Consider the following 16,576-nt stretch of genomic DNA (forward strand, 5'->3'; position numbering starts at 1 on the left):
CGGGGCGCGGGGCGCGGGGCGCGGGGCGCGGGGCGCGGGGCGCGGGGCGCGGGGCGCGGGGCGCGGGGCGCGGGGCGCGGGGCGCGGGGCGCGGGGCGCGGGGGTGTCCAGGCAGAAAGAGCTGACCGGAGACACCCTCGGGGTGCCTCCGGTCAGCTATGTCGGTTTGCGGATTTAGTTCGCCATCAGATCGGCGCCACGCCAGCTGAAATCGGGCTCCGTTGCGAACCGCTCGGTGATCTTCACGAGATCCTCCGCGTACTTGTTCGCGTGGTGCCCGCAGAACACCAGCTCACTCCCACCCGCCAGAGTGATCCGGAGCTTCCCGGCAGCATTGCAGCGGTCGCACCGTTCATCGGCGGCTGGGGGAGCCGCCGTGACGGGCGGCGGCGTGAGGGTCGGGGTCATCGCCTTCCTCCTCTGGTCGTCACCGATGAACAATCTCTTCGGTCGTTGCTCACCTATCGTGCAACACCCTTACTAGGCACTGCCTTCCCTGTGTGCCCGCGGGGGACCGAGGTCACACCTGGAAGGGACAGTGTGCCGTGCACCCAGGGTGCCACGTCAACGATCACATTCGTGCATCCGGACGATCACCATCTGGTGTTGCACACCAGGTGGTCAAAACGACACGTTCAGTTGACGAAACCCGCTCAGTCCAGGTAATCCCGGAGGACCTGCGACCGGGACGGGTGACGCAGCTTGGACATCGTCTTGGACTCGATCTGCCGGATCCGCTCCCGGGTCACCCCGTAGACCTGGCCGATCTCGTCGAGCGTCCGCGGCTGGCCGTCGGTGAGGCCGAAGCGCAGACGTACCACACCCGCCTCACGCTCGGAGAGCGTCTGCAGCACCTGCTGAAGCTGGTCCTGCAGGAGCGAGAACGAGACGGCGTCGACGGCGACGACGGCCTCGGAGTCCTCGATAAAGTCGCCGAGCTGGCTGTCGCCCTCGTCACCGATGGTCTGGTCCAGTGAGATGGGCTCCCGAGCGTACTGCTGGATCTCCAGCACCTTCTCGGGTGTGATGTCCATCTCCTTGGCCAGCTCCTCCGGAGTGGGCTCGCGGCCCAGGTCCTGGAGCAGCTCACGCTGTATGCGGCCGAGCTTGTTGATGACCTCGACCATGTGCACCGGGATGCGGATGGTGCGGGCCTGGTCGGCCATGGCGCGGGTGATGGCCTGTCGGATCCACCAGGTGGCGTACGTGGAGAACTTGTAGCCCTTGGTGTAGTCGAACTTCTCCACGGCCCGGATCAGACCGAGGTTGCCCTCCTGGATCAGGTCGAGGAAGGCCATGCCCCGGCCCGTGTAGCGCTTGGCCAGCGACACCACCAGTCGGAGGTTCGCCTCCAGGAGGTGGTTCTTGGCCCGCTCGCCGTCGCGGGAGATCCAGCCCAGGTCACGGACCATCTCCCGGACGAGCTTCTCCTCGCCCTCGTCGGCGGCCCGCAGCCGCTCGGCGGCGTAGAGCCCGGCCTCGATCCGTTTGGCCAGCTCCACCTCCTGCTCGGCGTTGAGCAGCGGAACCTTGCCGATCTGCTTCAGGTACGCCCGGACGGAGTCGGCGGAGGCGGTCAGCTCGGCGTCACGTCGCGCCTGCTTGAGGGCCTCGGACTCCTCGTCGTCCCACTCGAAGTCGTTGTCGGTCGCCGAGGCGGCGGCGTCGGTCTCGGCTGCCTGGGCCAGCTCGGCCGGCTCCTCGACCACCACGTCCTCGATCGCGGCGGCCAGCTCCTCCGGGTCGATCTCGCCCTCGGCGCCCTCACCCTTGGCCTGGCCGCCAGCCTTGGTCGGCTTGGCCCCGGCGGCCGCTGCCACCGTCGCCTTGGTGGCTCGGGTCGACTTGGTCGCCTTCGTCGGCGTCGCCATTGCGGCCTCGGCGCCGGTCGCCTTGCGAGCGGCCACCTTGCGCGGGGCCGACGTCGCCGGGGCGTCGTCGCCGGCGGGTGCCTGCTTCGGAGCCGGCGCGGCGGCCTTCTTGGTGGTCTTGGCGGTGGTGGCCCGGGACGCGGGCGTGGTCGAGCGGGCCGCGGCGACGCGGCGGCGCGTGCTCGCCGAGCCGTCCACCACGACGGTCACTCCCGCCTCGGAGAGCGCCCGCAGGATCTTCTTGGCCTGGGCCGGAGTCACCTCGGCGGACTCGACGGTGCGCGCGAGCTGAGCCGACGTGAGCTGACCACCGGCGCTCTGGGCGTGGGCGATCAGGGTGTCGGTGAGCGAGCGAACGTCGGCGCCGGGCTGGCGGGGTTCTGTCACGAATGACCTTCCGGAGGCGAAGAGCGGGCACGGCGGGTTCGTCCAGCGCAGCGAGGGTTACCGTGCCGGGCGATGTGGTTGAGGGACCCTCGTGTCACGGTCCGGCCGGTGGTCGGCGGTCCGTGCCGCGTGGGCAGGGGTGAATTGTAACGCCGTCTGCGGCGATCATCCTGCTCCGCACCGCGTACCGCCGGTGGGGACCGTCGGTGGGGTGGAGATATGGGCTTCGGGGTAATGATAGCCGCGCGGCCGGCGAAGGGCTTCCGTCGTCGCGCCCGGTGGCGCGCAGAACGTGTCCGAACTGCCGTTTGAGCAGGCAGTACGTGGTCAACGTGGCGGTTGCGAGGGTGCGCGTGTGGATCACCGGGGTCGTTGTCGGCCTGGCCGGTGGCGTCCCCACCAGGTCGCGGTTGGGCAACGGTTGTGAGCGGAGCGTGGACGGGGGCGGTAAGCACTTAAGCGACATTACCAACCGAAAGGTGCATATTGGCGGAGGTCGGCCGCTCAGGCTGCGAGGGCGGTGCGGTGCGCCCACGTCGCAGCGGATTCCGGTGCCGAAGATCCTGCTCTGGTGCCGTCGTACGGCGTCGGGAACCATGATCTTCAGAGGTCGGGTCGGTGGTTTTCACCCACCCACATGCACTCGGAGTGCGGAAAGAGGCGAATCATGACCAACTCGGCTACGACACCGTCGGAGCTGCTGACGATCGCGATGAAGGTGGCTCGGGACGCGGCGGACACCGCGTACCGGATGCGCGCCGAGGGGGTCGTCGTCGCCGCCACCAAGAGCACCGTCACCGACGTGGTCACCGCCGCCGACCGCGCGGTCGAGCGGCAGATCCTCGCCGCGTTGGCCGCGCTGCGCCCCGACGACTCGGTGCTGGGCGAGGAGTACGGCGAGGAATCCGCCGACGCGGCGCGCAGCGGAGTGCGCTGGATCGTCGACCCGATCGACGGCACCGTGAACTACCTCTACGGGCTGCCGTACTCCGCTGTCTCGCTGGCCGCCGAGGTGAACGGGGTGGTGGTTGCCGGCGTCGTGCGCAACGTGAGTACCGGCGAGGAATGGACCGCCACGGCCGGGGGCGGGGCCTGGCGCGACGGCGCACGCCTGCGCTGCTCCGGCGAGGTGGACCTGGGGCAGGCGCTGGTCGGCACCGGCTTCGGGTACGACGCCGGCCGTCGGGCGCACCAGGCGCAGGTGGTGGCCGGGCTGATCGCACACGTACGGGACATCCGCCGGCTCGGCGCCGCGGCGCTGGACCTCTGCCTGGTGGCCGAGGGGCGGCTCGACGCGTACTTCGAGAAGGGTCTTGCGGCTTGGGACCTGGCGGCTGGCGGGCTGGTGGCCGCCGAGGCGGGGGTCCGGGTCGCTGGCCTGGCCGGCCGGCCGCCCGGGCCGGACCTGGTGGTCGCGGCCCCGCCCGCGCTCTTCGCGCCGCTGCACGACCGGTTGGCCGCGCTGGACGCCTCCGGCGGTCCCTGACCGGCAGTCCCTGACCGGCGGACCAGGTCGGTCGGCTGGTGGTCGGTCCCGGAGGGCGCAGCGACATTCCCTCTGAGCGGCCGGCTCCGGCCCTCCGGCACCCGGTTCCGGCTGCTGGGCCCGGCTTCGGCTGGTGGGCCCGGTTCCGGCCGGTGGGCCGGGTCGCTACCGGTCGCCGGCCTGGCGCTGCGGGGGACCGGTTACGCCGTCACTTGGCGGGTGGGGACGGGCAGGCGCCCTTGGGTGCCTCCGGGGGGCCCGAGTCGCCGAGCGACTGGTTGACCTCGGTCGTCGTGGCGAGCTGCTGGAAGCGGTTGCCCAGCACCACGTCAACGGTGTCGTCGGCGCGCTTCGGGTCGTAGCCCGGCACCGCGTTGTTGAGGAAGTACGCCTGGAGCAGGTGCGCGGAACCGACGCCCTTCGGGCCGTACCGCAGCACCGCGACGCTGTCGACCTTCTTCTCGTTCCCGGTCTTCTTGACCTGGAACTGTCGATTGCTGAACTCGTCGGCGACGGTGTGGGCGAGGCCGGGCTGATCCGTGGCGTTGAAAACGTTGATCTTGACGTCCTTGCGCTCGCGCAGGGTCAGATCCGCCAGCGGCCAGCCCTCGGGGCAACCCGCCGCGGTGCCCACGTTGCCCTGGCTGTCGCGGACCACGGCCACGACGACGAAGACCAGGGCGATGATCGCCAGCAGGCCGACGACGACGAGTGCTCGCACGCGCGCAAAACTCATCAGGGCTCTCCCCGGAACCTCAGTGGGTGGTGGCGGCCGGGGACGATCGCTCAGGCCGCCGGCCGTCGAATACGCCGCTGAGGTTAACGGTTGTCCGGCCGTCGCGTGGAAACAGCCCGACATGCCGGCGCGCCGACCGCGAACCGGGTACTACTACCCCTATCTTCGTGTCGCCTGAATCACATTGGGAACAATCTCGCGTGCGGGGGCGTACATCTCAGCCGCAAGGGCGGTATACATGCCTCGCCCAAGGGGGGGTAAGGTTCCGCGCTCGCAGGGCAGTCGCCCCGGCGGCTCGACCCGTTCGGTCCTCGGGTCGGGTGCCCGACACAAGTGATGGCCGGCCAGCGGAACCGAAACAGCGTCGTCCGGCGTTACAACCGGAAGCGACAACATCGATATGGGAGAGTGAAACCGATGGCCACCGACTACGACGCCCCGCGTCGCGACGAGGTCGACCTCGGCGAGGACAGCCTGGAAGAGCTCAAGGCACGGCGCGTCGACTCACAGTCGGGCGCGGTGGACGTCGACGAGGCCGAGGTCGCCGAGAGCTTTGAGCTGCCCGGTGCCGATCTGGCCGACGAGGAGCTCACGGTAAAGGTGCTTCCGATGCAGCAGGACGAGTTCCGGTGCGCCCGCTGCTTCCTGGTCCACCACCGTAGCCAGCTGGCAGTCGAGCGTAACGGCGAGCTGATCTGCCGCGAGTGCGTCTGAGAACCACGACAACACCGGCGGCGGCGTCCTGAACGGGGTCGCCGCTGCCGGTGTAGGCATGCGGCTGCGGTGGGTACCTGCTTGACTCGTAGCGGGTAGCCACAGCACCGGGAGGTCCGATGAGCGATCGAGGCGGCACCACCGAAGGCGGCACGGACGGCCTGGGTGCCACCCGTGGCACGGACGACCTCGGTGCCACCGTCGCGGCGTTGACCGCGGACGACATCGCGCCGGCCCGACGCCGCCAACTGTTGACCCGGATGGTCGGGCAGGCCCGTGCGCGGGGCATCTCCGACCTTTTCAAGCCCCGCGCCGCCGTGCGGTGGATGGTCGACGCTGTCGCCGAGGTCGCCCCGCACGTGCCGGTGCGGGACCTGGACACGTTGCGCCAACACTTCCCCGGCCTGGACGACGCCGCCCTGGCCGGCCGGCTCATCCGTAACGCGTCGAGGACCACCGCCGCCATCGGCGCGGCAGGTGGGGGCGTCGCGGCCGTCGAGTGGACGGTGGCCCCGACCCTGCTCTCCGCGCCGGTGCTGCTCGCCGCCGAGACCGTGGCCGTGGTGGCGGTGGAGCTGAAACTCGTCGGCGAGCTGCACGAGATCCATGGCGTGGCGCTACCGGCCGCCGGGAGTCAACGGGCGGTCGCGTTGGTGCACTCCTGGGCCACTCAACGCGGCGTCAACCCGATGGTGCCCGGCGTGGGAGTGGGAGCGGTGCTCGGCACCGCCGCCCGCAAAGAGTTGCGGGACATGCTGCTGCGGCGCTTCGGTCGCAACCTCACCACGCTCGGGCCGTTCCTGACCGGAGCGGCGGTGGCCAGCTTCCTCAACCGTCGGGCCACCCAGCAGATGGCCGAGCAACTCCAGGTGGACCTGCGCAGACGGGGCATCGCCCGGCCCGCGCCACCGGCGGCTCTCCCCGGCCCGCCGACCGGCACCTGAGCGGCCCTCCGGCGTCGGACCGGCAATTGAAGCGGCCCTTCGGCGTCGGGTCAGCCCGGTTCGCCCGCCGTCGGGTGGGAGGCCGACAGGGCGTCCCGTGCGGTCAGCACCGCCTCGGCCAGTTCGACGGGGTGGCGGGTGCTCACCACCCAGAACGGGGTCGGGTCCGCGGGATCGTCGAGGATCACCTGCACGGCGCCGCCGATCCACGGTCGCTGCACCACGAAGGCGAGCGGGTCCGCGCCGACGCCGAGCACCTCACGTCGGCCGGCCACGTCCAGCGGCACCACGTCGGCCACGAAACGGACGGGCAGGCTGGCGTCGTCCACCCGCAGCTCGGCGTCGTCCACCGCGACCCGGATCCGGCCCAGCCACCACAGCCCCACCGCGGTGAGCGGCACCAGCACGGCGAACGGCAGCCAGGAGCGGACGCCGGGGGCGCCCATCCAGATCTCGACGGCCAGCAACGCGGCGGCCACCAGCCCGGCCAGCCACAGCCACCAGGGCAGATCCAACCGCTCGGTGTACGCCGGACGGGCGGCGACCGGCGGCTGATCGGCGGACGGGGAGGGCGACATGCTCACTCCTGCGAGGGTACGGCGCACGGCGGCTCGACGAACCGGCAGGATGGCAGGGTCACCCCGCGAACCGGACGGAAGAGGGGACCCGTGACCGACGTCGTACCCGTGCCTGTGCAGTTGCTCGACCCGGAGCTGCCGTTACCCACGTACGCGCATCCCGGCGATGCCGGGGCCGACCTGGTGGCGGCCGCGGACGTGGAGCTGCCACCTGGCGGCCGTGCCCTGGTGCCCACCGGCGTGGCCATCGCGCTGCCGGAGGGGTACGTGGGCCTGGTCCATCCCCGCTCCGGTCTGGCGGCCAGGCTCGGCGTGACGGTGCTCAACGCGCCCGGTACGGTCGACGCCGGCTACCGGGGTGAGATCCTGGTCAACCTGATCAATCATGATCGGGATGTGCCGGCGAAGATCTCCCGCGGCGATCGGATCGCTCAGCTCGTGGTCCAGCAGGTCGCGCGGGCGCGGTTCGAGCCGGTGGTCGAGCTGCCCGCGTCCCGGCGCGGGGCTGGTGGGCACGGGTCCACCGGTGGGCACGCCGGGCTGGTGCCGTCGCCGACGGGCCAGGACCGGGTCGAGCGGCGGCCGAGCGAGCCGGGCCGCGGGCAGACGGAAGAGGTGGCAGGGTGAGCGTGAACAGCGGAGGGCAGGCGCAGTGATCTTCTCCCGAAAGCGGGCCGATGCGGAGCGGCAGACCCGTGACGAGCGGGCTACCCAGGGCCCGGACCAGGGCGATGCGACGCCGACGTTGGAGCGCGGCCCGTACGACATCTCCGAGAGCTACGACGACGTGCAGCGGCTCGACCTGGGCAGCCTGCACATCCCGGCGATCGCCGACGTCGAGGTGCGGGTGCAGGCCGACCCGCAGGGCGCGATCCAGCAGGTGGTGCTGGTGCACGGTGACAACGCGCTCCAGTTGGGCGTTTTCGCCGCCCCCCGGTCCGAGGGCATCTGGGACGAGGTGCGCGAGGAGATCCGGCAGTCGCTGCTCCGCGACGGCGCGAGCGCGCAGGAGGTCGCCGGCGAGTACGGCCCGGAGCTGCACGCACAGGTGAACACGCCGGACGGCGTGACGAACCTGCGGTTCGTTGGGATCGACGGCCCGCGTTGGATGGTCCGGGGCGTCTTCCAGGGCCCGGTGGCCACCGACCCGGCCGTGGCCGGTCCGCTCGTCGAGTGCCTGGACGGCCTTGTGGTCGACCGTGGGCAGGAGGCGAAGCCGGTCCGCGAGCCCCTGCCGCTGCGGCTGCCCAGGGAGATCGCCGACCAGGCCGAGGCCGAGGCGGGCGACGCCGCCGCCGCACCGCGTCAGGTCTGACCGGCGCGCACCGGCCCGCCGGAACCAGCCCTGTCGGCGTACGCTGGCGGGACGGTTCCGGCGCCGCCGGGGCCGGCCGGGGACGGCGAGCGTGGAGAGGGTGACGCGGAGGTCATGACGACCGACGAGGGCCGGGTGTCGCTGCGGCGCATCCTGCAGAGGTTCACCGCCAGCGAGGCCGAGATCGACGCGCAGGAGCTGCGTCGGGAGAGCGCCGAGTGCGGCGGGATCCCCGCCCAGCAGTGTTCCCGGGGTCAGCTGGTCTCGGTCGCCGGTCGGCTGCGCACCGTGGTCTACACGCCGCGCACCAATCTGCCGACCCTTGAGGCCGACCTGTACGACGGCAGTGACGTGGTCACCCTGGTCTGGCTGGGGCGACGGCACATCGCCGGGATCGAGCCGGGCCGGCATCTGACCGCCCGTGGCCGGGTGGCCGTGCGGGACGACCGCAAGGTCATCTACAACCCCTACTACGAGCTGGACTCGCCCAAGTGACGGCACTGCGGACGGAAGGCCGGCGATGACGACGGGACAGGATCGGGCGGCACAGCCGGATACCGACCCTCAGGACGAGGAGCCGCTGCCGACGATCGCCGAGCAGATGGCCGACCAGCTCGGCGGCTGGCGCGGGCTGGTCGAGTCCAGCATCCCGGTCGTGGTGTTCGTCGTCGCCAACATCATCGGCGAGCTGCGGCCGGCGGTGATCGCGTCGATCGCGGTCGCCGTGCTGATCGCGGGGCTGCGGCTGGCCCAGCGTCGACCGATCCGGCACGCCGTCAACGGGCTCTTCGGCGTCGGTGTCGGCGCGGCCATCGCGTGGCGCACCGGCGACGAGCGTGACTTCTACCTTCCCGGCATCCTCTACGGCATCGGCTACGGCATCGCCCTGCTGGTCTCGGCCGCGATCCGGCAGCCGTTGGTGGGCTGGATCTGGTCGGTGTTGGTCGCCAAGGGCCGTTCGGAGTGGCGGTCCGACCCGAAGCTGGTGCGCACGTTCACCCAGCTGACGGTGCTCTGGGGCGTGGTCTGGCTGGCCAAGGTGGGCGTGCAGGCCGGGCTCTACCTGGCCCACCAGGACACCGCGCTGGGCGTGGCCCGGCTGGCGTTGGGCTACCCGCCGTACGCGCTGCTGTTGCTGATCACGGTCTGGACGGTGCGCCGGGTCACCCGGGAGTCGCCGCCGGCCCCGCTGCCCAGCGCCTGAGCGACGTCGGGCGGCCGGGCCGCTCAGCCCCGTGGGGTCAGCGTGAGCCGCGGGTCCGTTCGACGCTGTCCGGTCCGAGGATCACCGCGCGGACCGCGTCCTCCACCTCGGCGGTGCAGACGAAGATCAGCTCGTCCCCGGCCTCGATCGGGTCGTCCGGGCTGGGCACCAGGACCCGCTTGCCGCGCAGGATCGCCACCAGGGCGGCGTCTCGGGGCAGCGGCACGGCGTGGATCGGCTCACCGACGTACGGGGCGGTCGGCGGCAGGGTGATCTCGACGAGGTTCGCCTCGCCCTGTCGGAAGGTCATCAGCCGGACCAGGTCGCCGACGGTGACCGCCTCCTCGACGAGCGCGGCCATCACCCGCGGCTTGCTCACCGCGACGTCCACGCCCCACTGCTCGGTGAACAGCCACTCGTTCTCGGCCCGGTTGACCCGGGCGACCACCCTGGGCACCGCGAACTCGGTCTTGGCCAGCAGCGACAGCACCAGGTTGGTCTTGTCGTCGCCGGTCGCCGCGACCACCACGTCGCAGCCGGCGACGTCGGCCTCCTCCAGGCTGCTCACCTCGCACGCGTCGGCCAGCACCCACTCGGCGGCCGGCACCCGGTCCGGGCGAAGCATCTTGGGTTGACGCTCGATCAGCATCACCTGATGGCCGTTGTCGATCAACTCCTGGGCGATCGAGCGGCCCACGTTGCCCGCGCCCGCGATGGCGACCCGCATGGCTCAGTGCCCTCCTTCCGGCGGCGTCGCCGCCACCGACGTGACAGTCCCCACGATGTCATCGCTGACCAGCATGAACGCCTGGTCGCCCTCCTGAATGACGGTGGAGCCGGTGGGGAGCGTGCCGATGCCGAAGCGGATCAGGTAGGCCACCCGCGCCCCGGTCGCGTCCTCCAGCGTCCGCACCGGTCGGCCGATCCAGTCCTTGTGTACGGGCACCTCGACGATCGACACCGTGCTCGTGGGGTCGCGGAAGATCTCCACGTTGCCCTCCGGGACCAGGTGTCGCAGCATCCGGTCCGCCGTCCACCGCACGGTCGCCACGGTGGGGATGCCCAGCCGCTCGTAGACCTGCGCCCGGCGCTGGTCGTAGATGCGGGCGGCGACCCGGGACACGCCGAACGTCTCGCGGGCCAGCCGGGCCGAGATGATGTTGGAGTTGTCGCCGCTCGACACCGCCGCGAAGGCGTCCGCGCGTTCGACGCCGGCCTGCCGGAGCACCTCGCCGTCGAAACCGGCCCCCGTCACGGTGATCCCGGCGAAGTCGGGGCCGAGCCGGCGGAACGCGTCGGCGTCCTGGTCGATCACCGCCACCGAGTGCCCTCGGGACTCCAGGCTGTGGGCGAGCGTCGACCCGACCCGACCACATCCCATGATCACGACGTGCACGCTGTCCCTCCCAAGGTGCGTACCACTCCCGCTGCCGGTGGCCTTCGAGTGCGAGCCTGCCACGTCCCGGTGACGAGCGGGGACCGACAATACCCCGCCTTCGCGGGCAGCGGTGATCGCCCACCCCCGCGCCCTCGCCGTGGTGGTCGTACTCTTGGCGTTCGTGGCCAGTCCCACCTCGCTGTTGAAGCGGCTTCTTCTCGGTCGACCGTTCCGGTCCGACCGGCTCCAGCACACCCTCCTGCCGAAGCGCATCGCGCTGCCCGTGTTCGCCTCCGACGCGTTGTCCAGCGTCGCGTACGCGCCCGACGAGATCCTGCTGACCCTCTCCATCGCGGGTGCCTCCGCGTACGTCTTCTCGCCGTGGATCGCGCTGGCCGTGGTCGTGGTCATGCTCACGGTGGTGGCGAGCTACCGGCAGAACGTGCACGCCTACCCGTCCGGTGGCGGTGACTACGAGGTGGCCACTGTCAACCTGGGGCCGAAGTTCGGCGTCGGGGTGGCCAGCGCGTTGCTGGTCGACTACGTGCTCACGGTGGCGGTGTCGGTCTCCTCCGGGGTCGCCAACCTGGGCTCGGTGGTGCCGTTCGTGGCCACCCACAAGGTCCTGATCGCGGTGAGCGCGGTCGTCCTGCTGAGCGCGGTCAACCTGCGTGGGCTGCGCGAGTCGGGCACGGCGTTCGCCATCCCCACCTACGGCTTCGTGATCGTGATGGCCGGGATGCTGCTCACCGGTCTGTTCCGGGTCTTCGTCATGGGTGACGAGCTGCGCGCGCCGAGCGCCGACCTGGTGATCCAGGCCGAGCACAGTGTGACCGGTTTCGCGCTTATCTTCCTGCTGCTGCGGACGTTCAGCTCGGGCGCCGCCGCGCTCACCGGTGTCGAGGCGATCTCCAACGGGGTGCCGGCGTTCAAGGCGCCGAAGAGCCGCAACGCCGCCACCACCCTGCTGCTGCTCGGCAGCATCTCGGTGAGCATGCTGGTCGGGATCATCTGGCTGTCCCGGCTGACCCACCTCCAGTTCGTGGAGGACCCGGGCCTCCAGATCGTCTCCAGCCCCGAGGGGTACGTGCAGAAGACGGTCACCACCCAGCTCGGCGAGACGGTCTTCGGCTCCGGGTCGATCCTGCTCTACGTGGTGGCCGGGATGACCGCCCTGATCCTCTTCCTGGCCGCGAACACCGCGTTCAACGGCTTCCCGGTGCTCGGCTCGATCCTCGCCCAGGACCGCTACCTGCCCCGCCAGTTCCACACCCGGGGCGACCGGCTGGCCTTCTCCAACGGCATCGTCTTCCTGGCTCTCTTCGCGATCGTGCTGATTGTCGGTTTCCAGGCCGAGGTGACCCGACTCATCCAGCTCTACATCGTCGGGGTCTTCGTCTCGTTCACCGTCTCCCAGGCCGGCATGATCCGGCACTGGAACCGGCACCTGCGCACCGAGCGGGACCCGGAGGCGCGCCGCCGGATGTACCGCTCGCGTGCCATCAACACCTTCGGCGCGGGCCTGACCGGCGCGGTGCTGGTGATCGTCCTGATCACGAAGTTCCTGCTCGGCGCCTGGATCGCCATCGCCGCGATGGCGGTGATCTACGTGCTGATGCTGGCGATCCGCCGGCACTACGACCGGATCGCCGTCGAGCTGACCCCGCCGGACGAGGGCCGGGCCGTGCTGCCCGCCCGCAACCACGCCATCGTGCTGGTCAGCAAGCTGCACCAGCCGACGCTGCGGGCCATCGCCTATGCCCGCGCCACCCGGCCGGACACGCTCACCGCGGTGACGGTCAACGTGGACGAGAAGGACACCCGGGACCTGCAGGCCGACTGGGAGCGACGGGAGATGGCGATCCCGCTCACCGTGATCGACTCGCCGTACCGGGAGATCACCCGCCCGATCCTCGACTTCGTCGCCTCCACCCGCCGCAAGTCGCCCCGGGACGTGGTCACCGTGTTCATCCCCGAGTACGTGGTCGGCCGTTGGTGGGAGAACCTGCTGCACAACCAGAGCGCCCTGCGCCTCAAGGGCCGGCTGCTCTTCGAACCGGGAGTCATGGTGGTCAGCGTGCCGTGGCAGCTCGCGTCGACAGCGAGCAAGAACCTGGACCGGCTGGACGCCACACTGTCCCGGACACCGGCCCGTGGGCCACGCAGCGCCGTGCCACCGCCGGTCGCCGCACCACCGCCGGTCGCCGCACCGCCGGTGGCCGCCGCGCCGCCCGGCGAGGGCGGGCCCGAGAACAGCGCAACGATGGGGAACACTCGTGACTGAGCCAGGCGGTCAACGGACCGCGACACCCGGGACGCCGTCGGCGTCGGCCTCCCCGGTGTTCGAGCGGGGCCTGGCCGAGACGGACCGGGTCGAGCTGACCGTCGACGCGGTCGCGCCCGGCGGGCACTGTGTCGCCCGGGTGGACGGGCAGGTCGTCTTCGTCCGGCACGCGCTGCCGGGTGAGCGGGTCGTCGCCGAGGTCACCGAGGTGCACCGGGGGTTCGTCCGGGCCGACGCGGTGACAGTGCTCGAGCCCTCACCGGACCGGGTCGAGCCGCCCTGCCCGTACGCGAAGCCGGGTGCCTGCGGGGGCTGCGACCTCCAGCACGTCGCACCGTCCGCCCAGCTGGCCTGGAAGACCGCGGTGGTCCGCGAGCAGCTGGTCCGCCTCGGTGGGCTGACCGACGTCGAGCTGGACCGGCTCGGCGTGCGCGTCGAGGCGTTGCCAGGTGGGCTGCTCGGCTGGCGCTCCCGGGTCCGTTACGCGGTCGACGCCGCCGACCGTGCCGGCCTGCTCAAGCACCGCTCGCACGAGGTGGTGCCGATCGACCGCTGCCGCATCGCCCACCCGGCCATCCAGCAGCTTCCGGTACTCACCCCCACCGGTGCGCGCTGGCCGGCCGCCGAGGCGGTGGAGACCGTTGCCAGCAGCGGCGGGGACGTGACCGTCACGGAGATCCGCGACGGGACGCCCGCCCCGGTCAGTGGCCCCACCGAGGTCCGCGAGGTCGCCGCCGGACGGGACTGGACGCTGCCCGCGTCCGCGTTCTGGCAGGTGCACCCCGCCGCCGCGGACGCCCTCTCCGCAGCCGTGCTGGAGTTGCTGGACCCGCAGCCGGGCGAGGTCGCCTGGGACCTCTACGGCGGCGCTGGGCTGTTCGCCTCCGGGCTGGCCGCACGGGTCGGCGCGACCGGCCGGGTGACCCTTGTCGAAGCGGCGGCGCAGGGTGTCGCTGCCGCCCGGAAGAACCTCGCCGACCAGCCCAGCGTCGAGGTGGTGTCGGCCCGGGTGGAGACCGCGCTGGCCCGCCGACGGATCACCGGCCCGGTCGACGTGGTGGTGCTCGACCCGCCGCGCTCCGGTGCCGGCGCCCAGGTGGTCCGCGGGCTGGTCGCCGCGGGCCCGCGGGCGGTCGCGTACGTGGCCTGTGACCCGGCCGCCTTCGCCCGGGACGTGCGTACCTTCGCCGACCTCGGTTGGCGACTGGCGGCGCTCCGGGGCTTCGACCTCTTCCCGATGACGCAGCACGTCGAGCAGGTCGGGCTGCTGCTTCCCCCGGACGCGCGGTAGAACTTGCCGGGTGACACCTGACCGGGTGCTCAGCTGCCCACTCCCGGCCCGGCCGGGGTGCCTCAGGCTCGGGCCGGGCTGCGGAGTACCGGGGGGCCGATAGACTCTCCGGTCATGAGTGTTGAAGAGGACACGGCCAACCACGGCCGGCTGCTGGGGACGGTTCGCGGTCCGCAGGACGTCAAGCGGATGTCCGGCGAGGAACTGGACGTCCTCGCCGCCGAGATCCGGGACTTCCTGATCACCAAGGTCTCCCGTACCGGCGGGCACGTCGGGCCCAACCTCGGTGTGGTCGAGCTGACGCTCGCCATGCATCGCGTCTTCGACTCACCCCGGGACCGGCTCCTGTTCGACACCGGCCACCAGGCGTACGTACACAAGATCCTTACCGGGCGTCAGGCCGGCTTCGACAAGCTCCGCCAGCGCGGTGGCCTCTCCGGCTACCCCAGCCAGGCGGAGAGCGAGCACGACCTCATCGAGAACTCCCACGCTTCCACCGCGCTGTCCTACGCCGACGGCCTCGCCAAGGCGTACGCCCTCCGGGGCGAGGCGCGCAGCGTCGTGGCCGTGGTCGGTGACGGCGCGCTGACCGGCGGCATGTGCTGGGAGGCGCTGAACAACATCGCCACCGCCGGCAACTCCCTCGTGATCGTGGTCAACGACAACGGCCGGTCCTACTCGCCGACCATCGGCGGGCTGGCCGACCACCTCTCCTCGCTGCGGCTCAACCCCGGCTACGAGAAGGTCCTCGACACCGTCAAGGACGCCCTCGGCTCCACCCCGCTCGTCGGCAAACCGATGTACGAGGTGCTCCACGCGGTCAAGAAGGGCATCAAGGACGCCGTCGCCCCGCAGGCCATGTTCGAGGACCTGGGCATCAAGTATGTGGGCCCGGTGGACGGGCACGACGTGGGCGCGGTCGAGGCGGCGCTGCGCGCGGCCAAGAACTTCGGCGGCCCGGTCATCGTGCACGCCGTCACCCGCAAGGGCTACGGCTACCGTCCCGCCGAGGAGGACGAGGCCGACTGCCTGCACGGCCCCGGCAGCGCCTTCGACGTGGAGACCGGCGCGCTGCTGGCCGCCCCGTCGGTGAAGTGGACGCACGTCTTCGCCGACGAGCTGCTGGCCGTCGCCGACGAGCGCCCGGACGTGGTGGGCATCACCGCCGCCATGGCCGAGCCGACCGGCATCGCCAAGCTGGCCCGCAAGTACCCCGAGCGGGTGTACGACGTGGGCATCGCCGAGCAGCACGCGGCCACCTCGGCAGCCGGGTTGGCGCTCGGTGGCCTGCACCCGGTGGTCGCGGTCTACGCCACCTTCCTCAACCGCGCCTTCGACCAGGTCCTGCTGGACGTGGCGATGCACAAGCTGCCGGTGACCTTCGTGCTGGACCGGGCGGGCATCACCGGCCCGGACGGGCCCAGCCACTACGGCATCTGGGACATGTCGGTCTTCGGCGTGGTGCCGGGGCTGCGGATCGCCGCTCCTCGCGACGCCGCCACCCTGCGTGAGGAACTGCGCGAGGCGCTGGCCGTCGACAACGGCCCGACAGTGGTGCGGTTCCCGACCGGTGCGGTCGCCGCGGACCTGCCGGCGCTGCGCCGGGTCGGCACCGTCGACGTGCTGGCCGAGTCCGCCCGTACCGACGTGCTGCTCGTCGCCGTCGGCTCCTTCGGCCAGTTGGGCATGGAGGTGGCCGCCCGGGTCGCCGAGCAGGGCTACGGCGTCACCGTCGTCGACCCCCGCTGGGCTCGTCCGGTCCCGGCGGAACTGGTCGACCTGGCCGCCCGCCACCGGCTCGTGGTCAGCGTCGAGGACGGCGTCCGGGTCGGCGGGGTGGGCGACGCGCTCGCCCAGGCGATGCGCGACGCCGACGTCCGGGTGCCGCTCAAGGACCTGGGTGTACCGGCCGACTGGCACCCGCACGGCACCCGCGCGCAGATCCTCGCCGACCTGGGCCTGACCGCTCAGGACGTGGCCCGCAACGTCACCGGTTGGATCTCCGGCCTGGACGCCACCCCGGACCGCCTCACCCCGAGCGACGCAGCCGCACAGAACTGACGAGAACGAACAACGGCGGGCGTCCCTCGGGACGCCCGCCGTCGCATATCCACCCCGCACCCCGCACCCCGCACCCCAACCCACCCCACCCCACCCCACCCCACCCCAACCCTCCCCACCCCACCGCGCCGCCCGCGCCCCTGCCCGCGCCGATCTTGCACTTTCGGTCGACGTAATGCGCCTTGAGCCCGTTTTGTCGGCGCAGAAAGTGCAAGATCGCGGGGGCGGGGCCGGGTTAGGTTCTGTCTCGTAGATCTTGGTGGTCGGGGACGGCGCGTAGCCAGTCAAGGGTTTCGACCAGGTCGAGGGTGGCCTGGAAATGGGTGG

At 71.6% G+C, this 16,576-nt stretch carries 16 protein-coding genes; 10 read left to right on the top strand and 6 right to left on the bottom strand.

Annotation, left to right across the window (positions count from 1 at the left end):
• Positions 1-174: 174 nt before the first annotated feature.
• Both ACIBEF_RS31200 and ACIBEF_RS31205 read right to left on the bottom strand, forming a co-directional pair.
• The gene (locus ACIBEF_RS31200; RefSeq protein WP_091402071.1) at positions 175-408 is read right to left on the bottom strand and encodes a hypothetical protein; all 234 of its coding nucleotides are present in this window, start codon (positions 406-408) and stop codon (positions 175-177) included.
• Positions 409-653: 245 nt separating this feature from the next.
• Positions 654-2,258 (bottom strand): RNA polymerase sigma factor, encoded by a 1,605-nt coding sequence (locus ACIBEF_RS31205; protein WP_396796973.1) that lies wholly within the window; start codon positions 2,256-2,258, stop codon positions 654-656.
• A gap of 667 nt (positions 2,259-2,925) precedes the next feature.
• On the opposite strand from ACIBEF_RS31205, the gene ACIBEF_RS31210 reads away from it, so the two are divergent.
• Entirely contained in the window at positions 2,926-3,744 is an 819-nt protein-coding gene (locus tag ACIBEF_RS31210; RefSeq protein ID WP_396796974.1) for an inositol monophosphatase family protein, read from the top strand.
• Positions 3,745-3,952: 208 nt separating this feature from the next.
• On the opposite strand, the gene ACIBEF_RS31215 is transcribed toward ACIBEF_RS31210, so the two are convergent.
• A complete protein-coding gene (locus ACIBEF_RS31215) occupies positions 3,953-4,465 on the bottom strand; it encodes a LytR C-terminal domain-containing protein (RefSeq protein WP_355009418.1) in 513 nt (170 codons plus the stop codon).
• Positions 4,466-4,897: 432 nt separating this feature from the next.
• Here ACIBEF_RS31215 and ACIBEF_RS31220 point away from each other — a divergent pair, with 432 nt between their 5' ends.
• Both ACIBEF_RS31220 and ACIBEF_RS31225 read left to right on the top strand, forming a co-directional pair.
• Positions 4,898-5,194 carry a DUF4193 domain-containing protein gene (locus ACIBEF_RS31220; RefSeq protein WP_007075406.1) on the top strand — a complete coding sequence of 99 codons (297 nt, stop codon included), beginning with the start codon at positions 4,898-4,900 and terminating at the stop codon, positions 5,192-5,194.
• Positions 5,195-5,313: 119 nt separating this feature from the next.
• Positions 5,314-6,138 carry a hypothetical protein gene (locus ACIBEF_RS31225; protein WP_396796976.1) on the top strand — a complete coding sequence of 275 codons (825 nt, stop codon included), beginning with the start codon at positions 5,314-5,316 and terminating at the stop codon, positions 6,136-6,138.
• Positions 6,139-6,188: 50 nt separating this feature from the next.
• On the opposite strand, the gene ACIBEF_RS31230 is transcribed toward ACIBEF_RS31225, so the two are convergent.
• Positions 6,189-6,716 carry a DUF3093 domain-containing protein gene (locus tag ACIBEF_RS31230; protein WP_396796978.1) on the bottom strand — a complete coding sequence of 176 codons (528 nt, stop codon included), beginning with the start codon at positions 6,714-6,716 and terminating at the stop codon, positions 6,189-6,191.
• 90 nt (positions 6,717-6,806) lie between these two features.
• Between ACIBEF_RS31230 and dut the strand changes: the two genes are divergently transcribed.
• The 4 genes from dut (at position 6,807) to ACIBEF_RS31250 (ending at position 9,235) form a co-directional block, all read left to right on the top strand.
• Complete coding sequence (gene dut / locus ACIBEF_RS31235; RefSeq protein WP_355009340.1) at positions 6,807-7,343, top strand: dUTP diphosphatase; 537 nt, start codon at positions 6,807-6,809, stop codon at positions 7,341-7,343.
• A 25-nt stretch (positions 7,344-7,368) separates the two neighbouring features.
• The gene (locus tag ACIBEF_RS31240; RefSeq protein WP_396796979.1) at positions 7,369-8,031 is read left to right on the top strand and encodes a DUF3710 domain-containing protein; all 663 of its coding nucleotides are present in this window, start codon (positions 7,369-7,371) and stop codon (positions 8,029-8,031) included.
• A gap of 114 nt (positions 8,032-8,145) precedes the next feature.
• On the top strand, positions 8,146-8,526 hold the full coding sequence (locus ACIBEF_RS31245) for an OB-fold nucleic acid binding domain-containing protein (RefSeq protein ID WP_124816055.1): 381 nt from the start codon (positions 8,146-8,148) through the stop codon (positions 8,524-8,526).
• Positions 8,527-8,551: 25 nt separating this feature from the next.
• Entirely contained in the window at positions 8,552-9,235 is a 684-nt protein-coding gene (locus ACIBEF_RS31250; protein WP_396796981.1) for a DUF3159 domain-containing protein, read from the top strand.
• A gap of 37 nt (positions 9,236-9,272) precedes the next feature.
• On the opposite strand, the gene ACIBEF_RS31255 is transcribed toward ACIBEF_RS31250, so the two are convergent.
• Both ACIBEF_RS31255 and ACIBEF_RS31260 read right to left on the bottom strand, forming a co-directional pair.
• Positions 9,273-9,962: a TrkA family potassium uptake protein gene (locus ACIBEF_RS31255; RefSeq protein WP_357198503.1), complete on the bottom strand. Its 690-nt coding sequence runs from the start codon at positions 9,960-9,962 to the stop codon at positions 9,273-9,275.
• A 3-nt stretch (positions 9,963-9,965) separates the two neighbouring features.
• A complete protein-coding gene (locus tag ACIBEF_RS31260) occupies positions 9,966-10,631 on the bottom strand; it encodes a potassium channel family protein (RefSeq protein ID WP_396796982.1) in 666 nt (221 codons plus the stop codon).
• 163 nt (positions 10,632-10,794) lie between these two features.
• Here ACIBEF_RS31260 and ACIBEF_RS31265 point away from each other — a divergent pair, with 163 nt between their 5' ends.
• The 3 genes from ACIBEF_RS31265 to dxs all read left to right on the top strand — a co-directional run bounded on the left by ACIBEF_RS31265 (position 10,795) and on the right by dxs (position 16,249).
• Entirely contained in the window at positions 10,795-12,897 is a 2,103-nt protein-coding gene (locus ACIBEF_RS31265; protein WP_396796983.1) for an APC family permease, read from the top strand.
• Positions 12,898-12,952: 55 nt separating this feature from the next.
• The gene (locus tag ACIBEF_RS31270; RefSeq protein WP_396796986.1) at positions 12,953-14,188 is read left to right on the top strand and encodes a class I SAM-dependent RNA methyltransferase; all 1,236 of its coding nucleotides are present in this window, start codon (positions 12,953-12,955) and stop codon (positions 14,186-14,188) included.
• Between the two features lie 114 nt (positions 14,189-14,302).
• Positions 14,303-16,249: a 1-deoxy-D-xylulose-5-phosphate synthase gene (gene dxs / locus ACIBEF_RS31275; RefSeq protein WP_396796984.1), complete on the top strand. Its 1,947-nt coding sequence runs from the start codon at positions 14,303-14,305 to the stop codon at positions 16,247-16,249.
• Positions 16,250-16,576: the final 327 nt, after the last annotated feature.

The sequence above is a fragment of the Micromonospora sp. NPDC050795 genome (assembly GCF_044456785.1).
GTDB lineage: Bacteria > Actinomycetota > Actinomycetes > Mycobacteriales > Micromonosporaceae > Micromonospora.

Coding starts and splice junctions, on each gene's coding strand:
- dxs (WP_396796984.1), top strand. CDS start 14,303: ATGAGTGTTGAAGAGGACACGGCCAACCACGGCCGGCTGCTGGGGACG.
- ACIBEF_RS31250 (WP_396796981.1), top strand. CDS start 8,552: ATGACGACGGGACAGGATCGGGCGGCACAGCCGGATACCGACCCTCAG.
- ACIBEF_RS31220 (WP_007075406.1), top strand. CDS start 4,898: ATGGCCACCGACTACGACGCCCCGCGTCGCGACGAGGTCGACCTCGGC.
- ACIBEF_RS31245 (WP_124816055.1), top strand. CDS start 8,146: ATGACGACCGACGAGGGCCGGGTGTCGCTGCGGCGCATCCTGCAGAGG.
- ACIBEF_RS31255 (WP_357198503.1), bottom strand. CDS start 9,962: ATGCGGGTCGCCATCGCGGGCGCGGGCAACGTGGGCCGCTCGATCGCC.
- ACIBEF_RS31225 (WP_396796976.1), top strand. CDS start 5,314: ATGAGCGATCGAGGCGGCACCACCGAAGGCGGCACGGACGGCCTGGGT.
- ACIBEF_RS31210 (WP_396796974.1), top strand. CDS start 2,926: ATGACCAACTCGGCTACGACACCGTCGGAGCTGCTGACGATCGCGATG.
- ACIBEF_RS31200 (WP_091402071.1), bottom strand. CDS start 408: ATGACCCCGACCCTCACGCCGCCGCCCGTCACGGCGGCTCCCCCAGCC.
- ACIBEF_RS31230 (WP_396796978.1), bottom strand. CDS start 6,716: ATGTCGCCCTCCCCGTCCGCCGATCAGCCGCCGGTCGCCGCCCGTCCG.